This window comes from Modestobacter roseus, assembly GCF_007994135.1.
Lineage (GTDB): Bacteria > Actinomycetota > Actinomycetes > Mycobacteriales > Geodermatophilaceae > Modestobacter > Modestobacter roseus.
This window is the reverse complement of record NZ_VLKF01000001.1, coordinates 3,388,100-3,404,716: the sequence shown is the minus strand read 5'-3', so window position 1 is coordinate 3,404,716 and position 16,617 is coordinate 3,388,100. Positions and strand designations below refer to the sequence as shown.

The following is a 16,617-nucleotide window of genomic DNA, read 5'->3' as shown; positions in this document are numbered from 1 at the left end:
GTCAGCCGGTCGTCGCCCCGTCGGTCGGCGACGCGTCGGGCTCGTCCTCGTCGGGGCTGGTCGTCGGCTCCTCGTCGGTCGTCGTCGGGGTGCTCCCGGTGGTCGGCGACGGCGCGCGGCTGGTCCGCGGGGTGGTGGTCGGCGTCTCGTCGTCGTCACCGGTGGGCTGCGGTGCCCGGCTGGTGGGCGGGGGCACGCTGCTGCTCTCGGTGGGGACCACCGGCTCCGTGGGGGATTCGCTGGGCGCCGGCGTCTCGCTCGGCGTCGGCTCGCCGCAGGTGCTCACCTGCGAGCACGCCACCCGGGCAGTCCCCCGCCGGGCAGCGGGACGTCGACGTACTCGGGGCGGATGCCCAGCCAGAGCGCGAAGAACGTCACGAAGAGCACGCCGAGCACGACGGTCGAGGTGCGCGCGCGGCCGAGGCGGGCGGGCGGCCGGCGTCGCCAGACCGGGGTCCTGGCGGACTCCGGGGCGGTGGCGATGTCGGGCTGCTCGGCGGTGCGGTTCTGCACGGTGGTCGGCTGCTCGTCGGGGGTGCTCATGCTGCTCCTCCAGCCCGGGCCCGGTCCTCGGCCATCGCCTCGTCCTGCGCGCTGGGGGCGTCGGTGGTGGTGGCCCGCAGCGACACGCCCTCGCGGGACAGCGCGAGCGCGACCCGGGCCCGCAGGTCACGCCCGACCTCGAACTGCTTGCCGGGCAGCGTCCGGGCCACCATCCGCAGGTTCACCTCGTCCAGCGTGATGCTCTCCACGCCCATGACGCTGGGTTCGTCCAGCAGCAGCTGGTGCAGCCGCGGGTCGGCGAAGGCCCGCTGCCCGACCTCCCGCAGCACCTCCTGAACGCGGGTGACGTCGGTGGTCGCCGGCACCGGCACGTCGACCACCGCCCGGGCCCAGTCGCGGGACAGGTTGGTCACCTTCACGATCTGGCCGTTGGGCACGATCACGACCTCACCGTCGACGGAGCGCACCCGGGTGATCCGCAGTGTGACGTCCTCCACCGTCCCGGACGCGGGCTCCATCCCCCGACCACCTGGATGGAGACGACGTCGCCGAAGCCGTACTGGCGCTCGGTGATCAGGAAGAAGCCGGCCAGCACGTCACCGACGACGCGCTGGGCACCGAAGCCCAGCCCGACGCCGAGCACCGTCGCCGGGGCGACCAGGCCGGTGATCGGGACGCCGAGCCGCTCCAGCACAAAGAACACCGCGATCGACCAGACCAGCACGATCGCCGCCCAGGTGACCACCTGGGTCAGCGAGTGCCGGTGCTTCGCCGCCTCCGACCGCACCAGGGCGTCGGACTCCCGGGCGGTGGCGTCGATCCGGTCGGTGATCCGGGTGCCCGCCCAGCTGACGAAGCGGGCGAGCAGCACCGCGCCGAGCACGATGAGCAGCGCCTCGAGCCCCGCGCTGCGCAGCCAGTTCCAGAGATCCACGAGCGCGTCCATCACTGCCCAGTCTGGCCTGCCGGGGACGGCGCTGCAGCCTGCGGCGGGTGACCGTTCTCACCCGTGGTCATCAGATCGTGATGTTCCCCGATTTGCCGTGGGGCAGCTGTGCGAGGGAGCGTGGAGCGTTGGCGACCGTCCTGAGCTCAGGGAGCGCCACCGCGACCGACGACCGCTGCCCCCCGACCGGAGAGGAGAGCGCCCGCACGCCGGGCCGTATCGACTGTGAGCACACCTGCCGAACCACCCGGCCGTCCGCGCCGCCCGCACTTCCCCAAGCGGGACCGCAGCAAGGCCGTCACGCACCCCGCCCTCGCCCAGCCACCGGTCAGCGAGGCCGAAGGGACGGGTCGGCTGGACACCGTCGTCTTCGGCATCTCCGCCGTCCTCGCGCTGGCCTTCGTCGCCTGGGGGGTCAGCAGCCCGGGCAACCTCGGCGACGTCAGCTCCTCGGCGCTGACCTGGATCGAGGCCAACCTCGGCTGGCTGTTCGTCGTGCTGACCAGCGCGCTGGTGGTCTACGTGATCTGGCTGGCCGCCAGCAAGTACGGCCGGATCCCGCTGGGCCGCGACGGTGAGCCGCCGGAGTTCCGCACCATCTCGTGGATCGCGATGATGTTCAGCGCCGGCATGGGCATCGGGCTGATGTTCTACGGCGTCAGCGAGCCGCTGTCGCACTACACGTCGCCGCCGCCCGGCACGGTCGAGGGGGTGACCCCCGAGGCGGTCCAGACGGCGATGGCCACCACCCTGTTTCACTGGACCCTGCACCCGTGGGCCATCTACGCCGTCGTCGGCCTGGCGATCGCCTACAGCAGCTTCCGGCGCGGTCGCCGGCAGCTGATCAGCTCGACGTTCGCGCCGCTGCTGGGCACCCGTCGCACCGACGGCCCGGCCGGCAAGCTCATCGACGTGCTGGCGATCTTCGCCACCCTCTTCGGCTCGGCCGCCTCCCTCGGGCTCGGGGCGCTGCAGATCGGCAGCGGCGTGGAGATCATCGGCTGGGCCGGCAGCGTCGGCAACGGCGTGCTGATCGCGATCATCGCGGTGCTCACCGCCGCCTTCGTCGCCTCCGCCGTCTCCGGCGTGGCCAAGGGCATCCAGTACCTGTCCAACACCAACGTCGTGCTGGCCGGCATCCTCGCGGTGTTCGTCTTCGTCGTCGGCCCGACGGTCTTCATCCTCAACCTGGTGCCCGAGGCCGTGGGCGCGTACTTCTCCCAGCTGGGCGACATGGTCGGCCGCACCGAGGCCACCGGCGGGGACGCCATGGCCGCCTGGCTGCGCGGCTGGACGGTCTTCTACTGGGCCTGGTGGATCAGCTGGACGCCGTTCGTCGGGCTGTTCATCGCCCGCATCAGCCGCGGCCGCACGGTCCGGCAGTTCGTCACCGGCGTGCTGCTGGTGCCCAGCGTGGTCAGCCTGGTCTGGTTCGCCGTCTTCGGCGGCGCCGGCATCTACGCCCAGCGCGACGGGGTGGACGTCGCCGGTCAGTCGACCGCGGAGGGGCAGCTGTTCGGCGTCCTGGAGCAGTTCCCGCTCTCGACCATCGCCACGGTGCTGGTCATGCTGCTGGTCGGCATCTTCTTCGTCACCGGCGCCGACTCGGCGTCGATCGTGATGGGCTCGCTCTCCCAGCGCGGCACCGTGCACCCCAGCCGGTTCATCGTCGTCTTCTGGGGGCTGACCATCGCCGCGGTCGCGGCGATCATGCTGCTGGTCGGCGGTGACGAGGCGCTCACCGGGCTGCAGAACCTGACCATCATCGCGGCGCTGCCGTTCGCGGTGGTGATGATCGGCCTGGCCGTCTCGCTGGCCAAGGACCTGCGGTCGGACCCGATGGTGCTGCGCCGTGCCTACGCCGCGGAGGCCGTCGAGCAGGCGGTGGTCGAGGGGATCAGCCGGCACGGCGACGACTTCGTCATCGTGGTCGAGCCGGCGCCCGCCGGGGCCACCACGCCGAGCCCGGTCGACGGGAACGGGGTGGCCGGCCCGGCTCCGGCCGAGCGCGAGGAGCTCACCGCGGGGCGGCCCCAGGACGCCCGCGACTGAGCACCGGTCCCGACGACGGCCCGTCCACCCTCCCCGGGTGGACGGGTCGTCGTCGTCCCGGGCGGGTCCGGGCGGCGGGTGACTCCCCCGGCGCGTGCGCGTGGGGCGCACGCGCCGGGTGGTGCCGTCGGGACGAGATCGGGACCTCCGTCCCCTCCAGTCCGGCGCGACGGTGCCGATGTGGACGGCAGAACCGAGAACCACCGGTTCAGTTGAACGGACGGCCGGGCCCCGGATTCGCCCGATCGTGGGTTGTCCGCCCGTCGGCCTCAAGAGCCGGTGGTGCACAACCGATCCGTCCGGAGACAGGCACGTCCCCCCACAGGTCAGCTGGAGCACCCATGGCAGCGTCGCGCACCGCGTCCCCGTCCCACCCGCACCGGGCCGGGCGGTTCGCCGACCTCCGGCTGGCCGTGCGGTTCGGCATCCTGCTCGGCGTCGTCGCGGTGGCGTTCGCCGCGCTGCTGACCAGCACCCTGGTCGCGCACGGTGTCGTCCGCGAGGAGAGCCGCATCGCGGGCGATCTCGCCGACGCCCAGGCGCTGGTGCTCCAGCTCGACACCCGGGCCAGCGAGCTCAAGGTCGACGCGCTCAAGGCCCTGGTCAGCGAGGACCCGACGGCCCAGCTGCAGGACCTGGCCGACGACACGGCCACGACCGAGGAGCTGCTCGCCGAACTGGCGGCCGTCCCGCTCGACGGGGCGATCGCCGCCGACGTCGTCGCGCTCCCGGAGGCCTTCGCCGGCTACACGGGTGCCATCGGGGTCTTCATCCAGGGCGCGGTCACCGACCAGGCCGGGATGCGCCTGCGCTACGAGGAGGTGCAGCAGGCCAACGACGTCTCCGACGCCGCGGTCAGCGCCGCCAAGGACGACCTCGCCGCGCTGGCCAGCGGTGCGCAGGGCGAGCTGCAGTCCGCCATCTCCACCGCCGACCGGGTCGCCGTGCTGACCGCCGTGGTGGGCACCTTGCTGGTCGCGGGCATCTGCCTGCTGCTGCAGCGGTCGATCGCCGGCCCGCTGGGCCGCGTCAAGCGCACGCTGGAGGCGATGGCGGTCGGTGACCTCACCCGGTCGGCCGGGGTCACGGCGCGCGACGAGGTCGGCCAGATGGCCGCGGCCCTCGACACCGCGCAGGTGCACCTGCGCGGGGTGATCGGTTCGGTCACCGCCTCCTCCGACGCCGTCGCGGCCGCATCCGAGCAGCTGTCGGCGTCGGCCGGCCAGATCTCGGCGTCGGCGGAGGAGACCTCGGCCCAGTCCGGGGTCGTCTCGGCGGCGGCGGCGGAGGTGTCGCGCAGCGTGGCCACGGTCGCGGCGGGGGCGGATGAGATGAACTCGGCGATCCGGGAGATCAGCCAGAGCGTGAACGAGGCCACCCGGGTCGCCGCTCAGGCGGTGACCGAGGCCCAGACGACGACCGGGACGATCCAGAAGCTGGGCGCCAGCTCGCAGGAGATCGGCGCGGTGGTCAAGGTCATCACGAGCATCGCGGAGCAGACGAACCTGCTGGCGCTGAACGCCACGATCGAGGCCGCGCGCGCGGGTGAGGCGGGCAAGGGGTTCGCCGTCGTCGCGAACGAGGTGAAGGAGCTGGCCCAGGAGACCGCGCGGGCCACCGAGGACATCGCGCGCCGGGTGGAGGCCATCCAGGGCGACACGAGCGGCGCGGTGGCCGCGATCGGCCGCATCTCCGAGGTCATCGGGTCGATCAACGACTACCAGCTGACCATCGCCAGCGCGGTGGAGGAGCAGACGGCCACCACCAACGAGATGTCCCGGTCGGTGCAGGAGGCCGCGGGCGGCTCGACGGAGATCGCCGTCAACATCACCGGGGTGTCGGCCGCGGCGTCGTCCACCACCGAGGCGCTCGGGCAGACCCGGCAGGCCGTCGACGAGCTGTCCCGGATGGCGGCCGAGCTGCGGACCGCGGTGAGCACCTTCAGGTACTGACCGGCGGGGCGAGGTCACCGCAGTCGGCGGACCGGCACCACCATCGGGGTGCCGGTGACCGGGTCGGGCACGACCCGGGCCTCCAGCTCGAAGACGTCGGCGAGCAACTCCTCGGTGAGCACCTCCGCCGGCGTGCCGGCCGCAACCAGCACGCCGTCCTTCATCGCCACCAGCCGCTGCGCGTAGCGCGCCGCCAGGTTGAGGTCGTGCAGCACCACGACCACCGTGCGGCCGCGCTCGGCGTGCAGCCGGCCGACCAGCTCGAGGACGTCGACCTGGTGGGCGAGGTCGAGGTAGGTGGTCGGTTCGTCGAGCAGCAGCAGGTCGGTGCCCTGGGCCAGGGCCATGGATATCCACGCCCGCTGCCGCTGCCCGCCCGACAGCGCGTCGACGGGGGAGTCGGCCAGCTCGGCCATGTCGGTCCAGCGCAGCGCCTCGGCGACCACCGCCTCGTCGTCGGAGGACCACTGCCGCAGCCAGCTCTGGTGCGGGTGCCGGCCCCGGGCCACCAGGTCGGCGACGGTCAGCCCCTCCGGGGCCAGCGGGGTCTGCGGCAGCAGGCCGAGGACCTTGGCCACCTCGCGGGTCGGGGTGGCGGTGATCGCCCGGCCGTCGAGCAGCACCGTGCCGCCGGTGGGGCGCAGCAGCCGGCCGAGCGCCTTGAGCAGGGTGGACTTGCCGCAGCCGTTCGGGCCGACGATCGCGGTGAACGACCCGTCGGTGAGCTCGAGGTCGAGGGAGTCGACGACGACCTTCTCGCCGTAGGCGAGCCGGACGCCGTCGGCGGCGAGCCGCACCGGGGGCGCGTCGGGGCGGGAGGCGTCGCGGGCGAGGGTGGGTGAGGCAGTCACAGGGTCGATCGCCGCCTTCCGCGGACGAGGAGCCAGAGCAGGTAGGGGGCGCCGACCACGGCGGTCACCACCCCCACGGGGAACGAGTCGGGCAGCACGGTGCGGGCCACCAGGTCGCTGCCGATCAGCAGCAGGGCGCCGAGCAGCGCCGAGGCGACCACCGGGGGGCGGGAGCCGCCGGTGAGGCGCAGGGCCACCTGCGGCACCACCAGCGCGACGAAGTTGATCGGGCCGGCGGCGGAGACGGCGAAGGCGGCCAGCGCCACGGCGACGAGCACGACCACGCCCTGCGCCGGACCCACCCGCACGCCGAGCGCCCGGGCGGTGTCGTCGCCGAACTGCAGCACGCCGAGCGCCCGGCTCAGGGCGAGCGCGGCGGGCAGCAGCACCACCAGGGCCAGCGCCAGCGGCGCGGCCTGGTCCCAGCCCCGGCCGTTCAGCGATCCGGTGAGCCACACGTTGGCCGCGGCGGCGTCGTTGATGTCGCTGCGGGTGAGCAGGTAGGCGATCAGGGCCTGGGCGAACGCGGCCAGCCCGATGCCGACCAGCACCAGCCGGTAGCCGTCGATGCCCTTGCGCCAGGCCAGCCCGAAGATCAACCCGGCGGTGAGCAGGCCGCTGAGCAGCGCCGCGGCCGGGATCCCGACCCCGCCCAGCAGTGCCCCGGCGCCGGTGCCGCCCAGCACGATGACCCCGACGGCGCCGACCGCCGCCCCGCCGGTGACCCCGAGGATGTCCGGGCTGGCCAGCGGGTTGCGGGCGAAGGTCTGGAACAGCGCCCCGGAGACCCCCAGGGCCACCCCGACCAGCAGCCCGACGGCGATCCGGGGCGCCCGCAGCTCCAGCACGATGAACCGCTGGGTGTCGTCGCCGGCGCCGACCAGGGTGCCGAGCACCTCCGGCACGCTGATCGGGTAGTCGCCGCGGCCCAGGTTGAGCGCGCTGACCACGACCAGCGCGGCGAGCACCGCCACCGGGACGGCGAGCTGCCGGGGCCGGTAGACGGCGGAGAACGGCCCCACCCGCACCGCCCGCCGGGCGGGGGAGCGCTCGGGGGCACGGGTGGGCGGCGCGAGCGTCACAGCGCGGCCAGCTTCCGCCGGCGGACCAGGGCGATGAAGAACGGTGCGCCGACGACGGCGAGCACGATGCCGACCTGCAGCTCGCCGGGGCGGGCGACGACGCGGCCGAGCACGTCGGCCAGCAGCAGGAAGATCGCGCCCAGCAGGGCGGAGTACGGGATCAGCCAGCGGTGGTCGGGGCCGGTGACCGCGCGGGCGACGTGCGGCACGACCAGCCCGACGAAGACGATCGGCCCGCAGGCGGCGGTCGCCGCGCCGGCCAGCAGCGTGATCGACGCCAGCCCGACGCTGCGGGCCAGCCAGATCCGGGTGCCCAGCCCGCGGGCGACGTCCTCACCCAGCCCGAGCAGGTTGAGCGCCGGCGCGTTGACCAGGGCGAGCACCAGGCCGACGACGATGAACGGGGCGACCTGTGCGGCGACCTCGGCGTCCCGGCCGGCCAGCGCGCCGACCACCCAGAAGCGGTAGGCGTCCAGCGCCGTCGTCTCGCGGATGGTGATCGCCTGGATCAGGGCGTAGAGCAGCGCGGTCAGCGCGGCGCCGGCCAGCGCCAGGGTCACCGGGGTGGACCCGCCCGGGCCGGCGGAGCCGATCGCGTAGACGGTGACGCTGCCCAGCAGGGCGCCGACCAGGGCGAACCAGACGTAGCCCCCCGGCGTGCTGAGCCCCAGCAGCCAGATGGAGAGCACCACGGCGAACGACGCGCCCGCGGTCACCCCGAGCAGCCCCGGGTCGCCCAGGGGGTTGCGGGTGTGCCCCTGCATGAGCGCGCCGGCGACACCCAGGCTGACCCCGGCGAGCACGCCCAGCAGCGTGCGCGGCACCCGCAGCTCCCGGATGATCAGCGTCTCGTCGCCCGGGGTGGAGGCGTCGGTCAGCGCCTGCCAGACGGTGCCCAGGCCGATGGACCGGGTGCCGACGGTGATGCTGAGGACGCAGGCCACCACGGTCAGGGCCAGCAGCAGCCACAGCCCCAGCGTGCGGGTGAACGCGCCGTGGAGCAGTCCGCGGCGGGGTTCGGCGGCCGCCGAGGGAACGGCGGTGGCGGTGCGCTGCGCCACGGGCTGCTCCTGGGGCGGTGGACTGGGGCGTGCCGACACCCCGGACAGGCAGGGAAGGCTCACCTTACCCACCGGTCGGGCCGGGCGGCAGCCGGTGGGGTGGGCGAGACGGCTCCGCGCCCGCCCGCGGGGCCCTTCGGCCGGGTCAGCGCGGGGCGACGCCGGCGACGACGAGGTCGGCGAGCTCCCGGTAGGCGGCGGCGTCGTCCAGGCCGGTCGCGGCGCGGACGTCGCCCCGGTGGATCGCGGCCATCACCTGCGCCACCGCCGTCCCGACGAACGAGGCGTGCACCGGGCGGATGGTGCCGGCGGCCACCCCCTCGGCGACCAGGCGCTGCACCCGGGCGGCGGCCGTGCGGGTGTTGTGCTGGTAGATGTCCCGCGCGGGGGCGAAGGCGGCGAGATCGGCGAAGAAGGTGGGGGAGGCCGGCTGCAGCTGCGCGGCGACGGCGAGCAGGTAGGCACTGATCCGCTCGCGGTGGTCGGCCGGAGCGGCGGCCTGCTCCTCGACGGCGGTGGTCGCGCGCTGGAAGAACCGCTTCACCCCGGCGACGACCAGTTGCTCCTTGCTGGCCGCGATGCCGTAGAGCGTGCTCTTGGAGCAGTGCAGCCGGCGGGCCAGCTCGTCGAGGGTGAACGCCGCGAACCCCTCGGCGAGCATCAGCTCGACCAGGTGGTCCAGCAGCTCCGCGCGCCGGGCCGTGGCGCGGGGGCTGCGGGTGTCCAGCGACGTCATCGTGCCTCCCTCGGGGGTACCGGAGGGTAACAACGGCGCTGACCTCGACGACCGCTGCCAGTACTGCGTACCGTCCTGCAGTACTGCTGGCAGGACACCGTCGTCCCGGAGGTATCGCCCGTGCCCGTCGCCCGTCTCGTGCCCACCCAGGAGGCCGCGGACCTGCTCGACCTGACCCGGGAGCTGGCCCGCGCCGAGCTGGCTCCCCGGGCCGCGGCCGCGGAGGCCGACGAGGAGTTCCCGCGCGAGGTGTTCCGCACCCTCGGCCGGGCCGGGCTGCTCGGCCTGCCCTACCCCGAGGAGCTGGGCGGCGGCGGGCAGTCCCTCGAGGTGTACCTGCAGGTGCTCGAGGAGATCGCCGCCGCCTGGGCCAGCGTCGGCGTCGGGGTGAGCGTGCACGGGCTGTCCTGCTTCGCGCTGGCCACCCGGGGCACGCCCGAGCAGCAGGCGTGGCTGCCCGACCTGCTGGGCGGTGAGCAGCTGGGCGCCTACTGCCTCTCCGAGCCGCACGCCGGCTCCGACCCCGCGGCGATGCGCACCCGGGCCGTGCGGGACGGCGACTCGTACGTGCTCACCGGCGAGAAGGCCTGGACCACCCACGGCGGCCACGCCGACTTCTACACGGTGATGGCCCGCACCTCCGACGACGGCGCCCGCGGCATCTCCTGCTTCCTCGTGCCCGCGGACGCCGCCGGGCTGTCCGCGGACCCCGCCGAGCGCAAGATGGGGCTCACCGGCTCGACCACGGCCACCATGCGGTTCGACGGCGTGCGGGTCGACGCCGGCCGCCGGGTGGGCGCGGAGGGCGAGGGGCTGTCGATCGCCCTCGCCGGGCTGGATGCCGGGCGGCTGGGGATCGCCGCCGTCGCCACCGGCCTCGCCCAGCGAGCGCTGGACGACGCGGTCGCCTACGCCGCGGAGCGGGAGACCTTCGGCAAACCGATCATCGAGCACCAGGGGCTGGGGTTCCTGCTCGCCGACATGGCCGCCGCCGTGGAGACCGCCCGGGCCACCTACCTGGCCGCCGCCCGGCTGCGCGACGCCGGCCGGCCGTACGGGCGGCAGGCCTCGATCGCCAAGCTGGTGGCCACCGACAACGCGATGAAGGTGACCACCGACGCCGTCCAGGTGCTCGGCGGCTACGGCTACACCCGCGACTTCCCGGTCGAGCGGTACATGCGCGAGGCGAAGGTCATGCAGATCTTCGAGGGCACCAACCAGATCCAGCGCCTGGTGATCAGCCGCGCCCTGGCCCGTGGCGGCGACGAGCGGACCACCGTCGTCACCCGCTGAGTCCTACGCTGCCGGGCATGTGTCGGAACATCCACGTCCTGCACAACCTGGCGCCCGCCACCACCTCCGACGAGGTCCGGGCGGCGGCGCTGCAGTACGTGCGCAAGGTCAGCGGGTCGGCCAAGCCCTCGCAGGCGAACCAGGCGGCGTTCGACCGGGCGGTCGAGGAGATCGCGCACGCCACCGAGCACCTGCTCGCCGACCTGGTCACCACCGCGCCGCCCCGGGACCGCGAGGTGCTCGCCGCCCAGGCCCGCGCCCGCTCTGCGGCCCGCTACGCCCGCTGACGCCACCGGCCCGGCCCCCCTCGGGGGACCGGGCCGGTGGCGTCGTGGGTGCTGGTCGCCTACGCGGGCTGCAGCGAACCGAGCACGGCCAGGACGTCGGCCGGGCTCTGCGCCGCCTCCAGCCGAGCGACCTGCGCGGGGTCGACGAACACCTCCGCGATCCGGCCGAGCAGCTTGAGGTGGTCGTCCCCGGCGCCGGCGACGCCGATCACGAACGAGACCTCCTTGCCGTTCCAGTCGACGCCCCGGGCGTGGCGCACGAAGGAGATCGCGGTGCGCCGGATGGCCGGCTTCGCCTCGTTCGTGCCGTGCGGCAGCGCCAGCCCGTTGCCCATGTAGGTCGACACCGAGGTCTCCCGCTCGTGCATGGCCTGCACGTAGGCAGGGTCGACGGCGCCGGCTGCGACCAGCAGCTCGCCGGCCTCGGTGATCGCCTCGTCGCGGCTCGTGGCCGTGCCCTCCAGCACGATGCTCTCGACGGCGAGCACCTCGCTGCCGGCGTCGTGCCCGTCGCCGGTCAGCCGGCCGAGGCCGCCGTCCGCGGCAGGGGCGGTGGCATGGCGCCCGGGGACGGCGGCACCGTCGGGCGCGGCGGCGGCGGTGGCCGCCTCGGCCGTGGGCGCGGCGTTGGTCCGCTTCAGCATCTCGACGATCTCGTCGTAGCGCGGGCTGGACATGAAGTCCGACACCGACACGTGCACCGCCGACCCGGTCTTCTGCTGGGCCCGGTCGGTCAGGTCCTCGTGGGTGACGACGAGGTCGTAGTCGTCGGTCAGGTTGGAGATGGCCTTGTTGACCACGGTGACGTCGTCGAAGCCGGCGCTGTGCACCTTCTTGCGGAGCACCGAGGCGCCCATGGCGGAGGAGCCCATGCCGGCGTCGCAGGCGAACACGATCGAGCGGATCGGGCCGTCGGTGCGGGCCGCCCCGGCGCCGGCCAGGGCCGAGGCGACCGAGGACTTCTTCCCCTTGTTGGCCTCCATCGCCGCGGTCGCGGCGGTCAGATCACCGTCGTCGTCCTTGTCCAGCTTCAGCAGGAAGGCGGCGACGACGAAGGTGACACCGGCGGCGACGATCACCGAGGCGGTGACGCCGAGCAGGGCGCTGGGTGGGGAGGCCGCCCAGACGGCGATGATCGAGCCGGGGGAGGCCGGCGAGCGCAGGCCCGAGCCGAAGAGCAGGTTGGTGGCCACGCCGGCCATGCCGCCGAGGATGACCGCGGCGATCAGCTTCGGCTTGGCCAGCACGTAGGGGAAGTAGATCTCGTGGATCCCACCGACGAACTGGATGAGGATCGCGCCGGGCGCCGAGGCCTTGGCGACGCCGCGGCCGAAGACGGCGAAGGCGAGCAGCAGGCCCAGGCCGGGGCCGGGGTTGGCCTCCAGCAGGAACAGGATCGACTGGCCGACCTCGGCCGCCTCGGTGGTGCCCAGCGGGGTGAGGATGCCCTGGTTGATCGCGTTGTTCAGGAACAGGACCTTGGCCGGCTCGATGAAGATCGAGGTCAGCGGCAGCAGGCTGTTCTCGACCAGGACGTCGACGAGGTCGGAGGCGAGGTTGCTGAAGGCCTGCACCAGCGGGCCGGCGAGCACGAAGCCGATGACGGCGAGGAAGCCGCCCCAGATGCCGGCGGAGAAGTTGTTGACCAGCATCTCGAAGCCGGGGCGGATCTTGTGCGCCCACAGTGCATCGAGCTTCTTCATCGACCAGCCGCCGAGCGGCCCCATGATCATGGCGCCCAGAAACATCGGCGTGCCCTCGGCGCCGGTGATGGCGCCCATGGTGGCGATGGCACCGACGACGCCGCCGCGGAGGTTGTCGTCGTACATCATCCGGCCGCCGGTGTAGCCGATGAGCAGCGGCAGGAGGTAGGTGATCATCGGGCCGACGATCCCGGTGCCCTCGGCGCCGGAGCCCCAGGCGCCGAGGTCCTCGACGAAGCCGTAGCCACCGGTGTAGCCCAGCGCGTCACCGATCAGGGTGATCCAGCCGGTCTCGATGAAGAGGGCGGTGATCAGCCCCCAGGCGATGAACGCGCCGATGTTGGGCAGCACCATGTTGGACAGGAAGGTGCCGAACCGCTGGACGTGCAGTCGCATCCCTCCCGAGCGCGCGGCTGGACGGGTGGTCGTGGCCATGAAGGACCCTCCTGGGCTGGATCTGCAACCGCGATCGACAGGGGTCGTTCGGGCGGGTGGACTGTGTGTGCGGTGCTGTGACGCCGATCACCAGAATCTGCGTATGCCTGTATATCCGCCCGCGTAGGCCGGGTCAAGGGGTCCAAACAAACGTGAACGCAGAGAGATCCACTCATCCGGGTGCGGCGACGCCGTCCTACAGTGATCGACGCATCCAGCCAGTGGGCAGCCCCCGGCGCCGGACGGCGTCACTCATCGACACAGCACCCCGGAGGACGACATGAAGGCGTTGCGGTTCTACGCCCCGGAGGACGTACGGCTCGAGGACGTCCCGGAGCCCGAGTGCGGCCCGGGCGAGGTCAAGATCAAGGTGAAGAACACCTCGACCTGCGGCACCGACGTCAAGATCTTCCACAACGGTCACCAGAACCTGACGCCGCCGCGCACCATCGGGCACGAGATCGCCGGCGAGGTCGTGGAGGTCGGCGCCGACGTCAACGCCACCCACGGCAGCAGCTGGGCGCCGGGTGACCGGGTGCAGGTCATCGCGGCGGTGCCGTGCGGGCACTGCCACGAGTGCCGGAAGGGCTGGATGGCGGTCTGCGAGAACCAGACCTCCGTCGGCTACCAGTACGACGGCGGGTTCGCCGAGTACATGATCGTCCCGGAGCAGGTGCTCAAGGTGGACGGCCTGAACCGCATCCCGGACAACGTCGGCTACGACGAGGCGTCCGCCGCCGAGCCGTTCGCCTGCGCCATCAACGCCCAGGAGCTGCTCGGCATCGAGGAGGGCGACACCCTCGTCGTCTTCGGCGCCGGTCCGATCGGGTGCATGCACATCCGCATCGCCCGCGGGGTGCACAAGGTCGGCCGGGTCATCCTGGTCGACGTCAACGCCCAGCGGCTGAAGATGTCCGCCGACGCCGTGCAGCCCGACGAGGTGATCAACGGCGCCGAGGTCGACGTCGTCGCCCGGGTCATGGAGCTCACCGGCGGGCGGGGCGCCGACGTCATCATCACCGCGACCGCGGCGAACGTGACCCAGGAGCAGGCCATCGCGATGGCCGCCCGCAACGGGCGGATCTCCTTCTTCGGCGGCCTGCCGAAGACGAACCCCACGATCACCTGCGACTCCAACGTCGTGCACTACCGGCAGCTGCACATCCACGGCGCGAACGGCTCCGCTCCCGAGCACAACAAGCGCGCCCTGGAGTACATCTCCACCGGTCAGGTGCCGGTCAAGGACCTGATCACCGAGCACATCCCGCTGGACCGGGTGCTCGACGCCTTCTCCATCGTGCAGAACGGTGAAGCGATCAAGGTGACCGTCGAACCCTGACCGGCTCGAACCCTCCGGCACTGTGCGCGGGGTGCCCGTTCCAATGCCGGAGCGGGCACTCCGCGCACAGTGCCGGAGGGCGGCGGGGCCTCAGACGAGGAAGCGGTAGGCCGTGGTGCCAGGGGCGAGGTGCTGGATCTTCAGCGGACCCGCCTCGATCCGGGCCAGCAGTGGCGCCAGGCCCTCGGGGCTGCCCAGCTCGATCCCGGTCAGCGCCGCACCGGTCTCCCGGTTGTCCCGCTTGACGTACTCGAACAGCACGATGTCGTCGTCCGGGCCGAGCACCTCGTCCAGGAAGCGGCGCAGCGCCCCGGGCTCCTGCGGGAACTCGACCAGGAAGTAGTGCTTGAGCCCCTGGTGCACCAGGGAACGCTCGACGATCTCGGCGTAGCGGCTGACGTCGTTGTTGCCGCCCGACAGCAGGCAGACGACGGTCTGGCCCGGCTCGACGCGGACCACACCCCCGGTCAGCGCCGCGGTGGCCAGCGCCCCCGCGGGCTCGGCGATCACCCCGTCGACCTGGTAGAGCTCCAGCATCTCGGTGCAGATCTGCCCCTCCGCGACCGCGACCAGCTCCGCGCCGGCGTCACGCACCAGCGGGTGGGTGACCGCGCCGACCCGGCGCACCGCGGCGCCGTCGACGAACGTGTCGATCTCGGGCAGCTCGACCGGTGCGCCGGCGGCCAGCGCCGCGGCCATGCTCGCCGCGCCCGCCGGCTCGACGCCGACCAGCCGGGTGCCGGGGCTGTGCTCCCGCAGCCAGGTGCCGCAGCCGGCCAGCAGCCCACCGCCCCCGACCGGCAGGACGACGACGTCCGGGGCGCCGCCGAGCTGGTCGAGCACCTCCACGGCCACCGTGGCCTGCCCGACCACCGTGGACAGCGCGTCGAACGCCGGCACCAGGGTCGCCCCGGTCATCTGCGCCGAGGCGGCGGCCGCGGCGGCGGCGTCGTCGTAGGTGTCGCCGGTGACCACCAGCTCCACCATGTCCCCGCCGAGGGCGGCGATCCGCTGCCGCTTCTGCCGGGGCGTCGTCCCGGGCACGAACACCCGGCCGTGGACGCCGAGGACCCGGCAGGCGTAGGCCACGCCCTGCCCGTGGTTGCCGGCGCTGGCGCAGACCGCCCCGGCGGCCCGGCCGGCGGCGTCGAGCTGGCTGATCGTGTTGTAGGCGCCGCGCACCTTGTAGGAGCGGCCGACCTGGAGGTCCTCCCGCTTCACCCACACCTCGGCGCCGGTCAGCTCGGACAGGCGGGCGTTGCGCTGCAGCGGGGTCCGCTCGGCGACCCCGGCGAGCCGTCGGACGGCGTCGGAGACCTCCGCGGAGAACGAGGTGCGGACGTCGGTCACCGGCCCATCCTCCCCGATGCCCCGCCGGCGCCGAGTGGTCAGTGGTGGTCGCCTGCCTCGGCGTGGCGGTGCGTGTCGACGACCGCAACTGCGCACTCGCCGTCCCGGCGCGGGGTCAGATGCCGACGAACGGCCCGCGGGTGGCCTCCTTCTCCGGCACCGGGGCGAAGACGTTGCCGGTGGTCGGCGGCACCGAGTCGCGGGCGTAGCCGAACACCTTCAGCAGCGGCCCGACCAGCGCGTCGTACACCGGCGGCAGCAGCCGGAACCCGGCGATGATCAGCGGGTTCGCGAAGCCGGACTGCTTCAGCCGGCGCGGGTCGGCCACCCGGGCGACGACGGCGCGGGCCACCCGCTCGGGGGTGTAGACCGGCGGCGGCGGGTGGCCGGTGTTGCCCAGCACGGTGGCCGCCTGCCGGTAGATCGGGGTCGACGTCCCGCCCGGGGCGACGGCGGAGACGTGCACGTCGGGCAGGTCGCGCAGCTCCTGCTGCACGGTGCGGATCAGGCCCAGCTGGCCCCACTTGCCGGTGTTGTAGGCGCCCATCGTCGGCGTGGTCACCGACGCCAGCAGCGAGCTGACGACGACGAGCGACCCGCGCTGCTGGGCGCGGAACTGCGGCAGCACGGCCCGGAAGACGTGGAAGGTGCCCTTGATGGCGGTGTCCACCACCCGCTCGAACACCTCCGGCTGGAGGTCCTCGATCGACCCGTAGGCCATCACGGTGGCGGAGTGGACGACGACGTCCAGCCGGCCGTGGGAGGTCACGGCGCGGTCCACGGCGGCCTGCACCGCGGCGCCGTCGAGCACGTCGGCCGGGCACACCTGCACCTCGCGCGCCCCGGCGGCCCGGCACTCGGCGGCGGCCTGCTCGAGGGACTCCCGGCTGCGGGCGACCAGGACCAGGGCGGCGCCGCGTTCGGCGAACTGCACCGCCGAGGCGCGCCCGATCCCGGAGGAGGCGCCGGTGACGAGGACGACCTCGCGGGTCCGGTCTGCGGTCTCTTCGGCAGTCACGCTCCCCC

At 73.6% G+C, this 16,617-nt stretch carries 16 protein-coding genes; 5 read left to right on the top strand and 11 right to left on the bottom strand.

All coding sequences use genetic code 11. The features are described from left to right. Position 1: 1 nt before the first annotated feature. The 4 genes from JD78_RS16285 to JD78_RS22655 form a co-directional block, all read right to left on the bottom strand. Positions 2 to 220 (bottom strand): hypothetical protein, encoded by a 219-nt coding sequence (locus JD78_RS16285; RefSeq protein ID WP_166521234.1) that lies wholly within the window; start codon positions 218 to 220, stop codon positions 2 to 4. Positions 221 to 282: 62 nt separating this feature from the next. Then, positions 283 to 543, bottom strand: a complete 261-nt coding sequence (locus JD78_RS16280) for an Rv3103c transmembrane domain-containing protein (RefSeq protein ID WP_166521233.1) — start codon at positions 541 to 543, stop codon at positions 283 to 285. Further along, positions 540 to 1,022, bottom strand: coding sequence for a mechanosensitive ion channel family protein (locus tag JD78_RS22660; protein ID WP_279526848.1), 483 nt, complete (start codon positions 1,020 to 1,022; stop codon positions 540 to 542). Before JD78_RS22660 ends, JD78_RS16280 begins: the two co-directional genes overlap by 4 nt. Then, positions 944 to 1,450, bottom strand: coding sequence for a mechanosensitive ion channel family protein (locus tag JD78_RS22655; protein WP_279526847.1), 507 nt, complete (start codon positions 1,448 to 1,450; stop codon positions 944 to 946). Before JD78_RS22655 ends, JD78_RS22660 begins: the two co-directional genes overlap by 79 nt. A 225-nt stretch (positions 1,451 to 1,675) precedes the next feature. Here JD78_RS22655 and JD78_RS16270 point away from each other — a divergent pair, with 225 nt between their 5' ends. Further along, complete coding sequence (locus tag JD78_RS16270; protein ID WP_166521232.1) at positions 1,676 to 3,502, top strand: BCCT family transporter; 1,827 nt, start codon at positions 1,676 to 1,678, stop codon at positions 3,500 to 3,502. Positions 3,503 to 3,843: 341 nt separating this feature from the next. Next, complete coding sequence (locus JD78_RS16265; protein ID WP_153362586.1) at positions 3,844 to 5,454, top strand: methyl-accepting chemotaxis protein; 1,611 nt, start codon at positions 3,844 to 3,846, stop codon at positions 5,452 to 5,454. A gap of 14 nt (positions 5,455 to 5,468) precedes the next feature. On the opposite strand, the gene JD78_RS16260 is transcribed toward JD78_RS16265, so the two are convergent. The 4 genes from JD78_RS16260 to JD78_RS16245 all read right to left on the bottom strand — a co-directional run bounded on the left by JD78_RS16260 (position 5,469) and on the right by JD78_RS16245 (position 9,184). Next, positions 5,469 to 6,305: an ABC transporter ATP-binding protein gene (locus JD78_RS16260; protein ID WP_243731059.1), complete on the bottom strand. Its 837-nt coding sequence runs from the start codon at positions 6,303 to 6,305 to the stop codon at positions 5,469 to 5,471. Beyond that, positions 6,302 to 7,387 (bottom strand): FecCD family ABC transporter permease, encoded by a 1,086-nt coding sequence (locus tag JD78_RS16255; RefSeq protein WP_166521231.1) that lies wholly within the window; start codon positions 7,385 to 7,387, stop codon positions 6,302 to 6,304. Before JD78_RS16255 ends, JD78_RS16260 begins: the two co-directional genes overlap by 4 nt. Beyond that, positions 7,384 to 8,448, bottom strand: a complete 1,065-nt coding sequence (locus tag JD78_RS16250; protein WP_153358217.1) for a FecCD family ABC transporter permease — start codon at positions 8,446 to 8,448, stop codon at positions 7,384 to 7,386. Before JD78_RS16250 ends, JD78_RS16255 begins: the two co-directional genes overlap by 4 nt. Positions 8,449 to 8,593: 145 nt before the next feature. After that, complete coding sequence (locus JD78_RS16245; protein WP_153358219.1) at positions 8,594 to 9,184, bottom strand: TetR/AcrR family transcriptional regulator; 591 nt, start codon at positions 9,182 to 9,184, stop codon at positions 8,594 to 8,596. A 120-nt stretch (positions 9,185 to 9,304) separates the two neighbouring features. On the opposite strand from JD78_RS16245, the gene JD78_RS16240 reads away from it, so the two are divergent. Continuing rightward, a complete protein-coding gene (locus JD78_RS16240; RefSeq protein ID WP_153358221.1) occupies positions 9,305 to 10,477 on the top strand; it encodes an acyl-CoA dehydrogenase family protein in 1,173 nt (390 codons plus the stop codon). A gap of 17 nt (positions 10,478 to 10,494) precedes the next feature. Continuing rightward, positions 10,495 to 10,764: a DUF2277 domain-containing protein gene (locus JD78_RS16235; RefSeq protein WP_153358223.1), complete on the top strand. Its 270-nt coding sequence runs from the start codon at positions 10,495 to 10,497 to the stop codon at positions 10,762 to 10,764. A gap of 59 nt (positions 10,765 to 10,823) precedes the next feature. On the opposite strand, the gene JD78_RS16230 is transcribed toward JD78_RS16235, so the two are convergent. Continuing rightward, positions 10,824 to 12,863: a PTS mannitol transporter subunit IICBA gene (locus JD78_RS16230; protein WP_243731058.1), complete on the bottom strand. Its 2,040-nt coding sequence runs from the start codon at positions 12,861 to 12,863 to the stop codon at positions 10,824 to 10,826. A 319-nt stretch (positions 12,864 to 13,182) separates the two neighbouring features. On the opposite strand from JD78_RS16230, the gene JD78_RS16225 reads away from it, so the two are divergent. After that, the gene (locus tag JD78_RS16225) at positions 13,183 to 14,241 is read left to right on the top strand and encodes a zinc-dependent dehydrogenase (RefSeq protein ID WP_153358225.1); all 1,059 of its coding nucleotides are present in this window, start codon (positions 13,183 to 13,185) and stop codon (positions 14,239 to 14,241) included. Positions 14,242 to 14,331: 90 nt separating this feature from the next. Here the strand turns inward: JD78_RS16225 and ilvA are convergent, their stop codons facing one another. Then, positions 14,332 to 15,591, bottom strand: coding sequence for a threonine ammonia-lyase IlvA (ilvA, locus tag JD78_RS16220; protein ID WP_153358228.1), 1,260 nt, complete (start codon positions 15,589 to 15,591; stop codon positions 14,332 to 14,334). 115 nt (positions 15,592 to 15,706) lie between these two features. Next, complete coding sequence (locus tag JD78_RS16215; RefSeq protein WP_153358231.1) at positions 15,707 to 16,609, bottom strand: SDR family NAD(P)-dependent oxidoreductase; 903 nt, start codon at positions 16,607 to 16,609, stop codon at positions 15,707 to 15,709. Positions 16,610 to 16,617 lie beyond the last annotated feature (8 nt).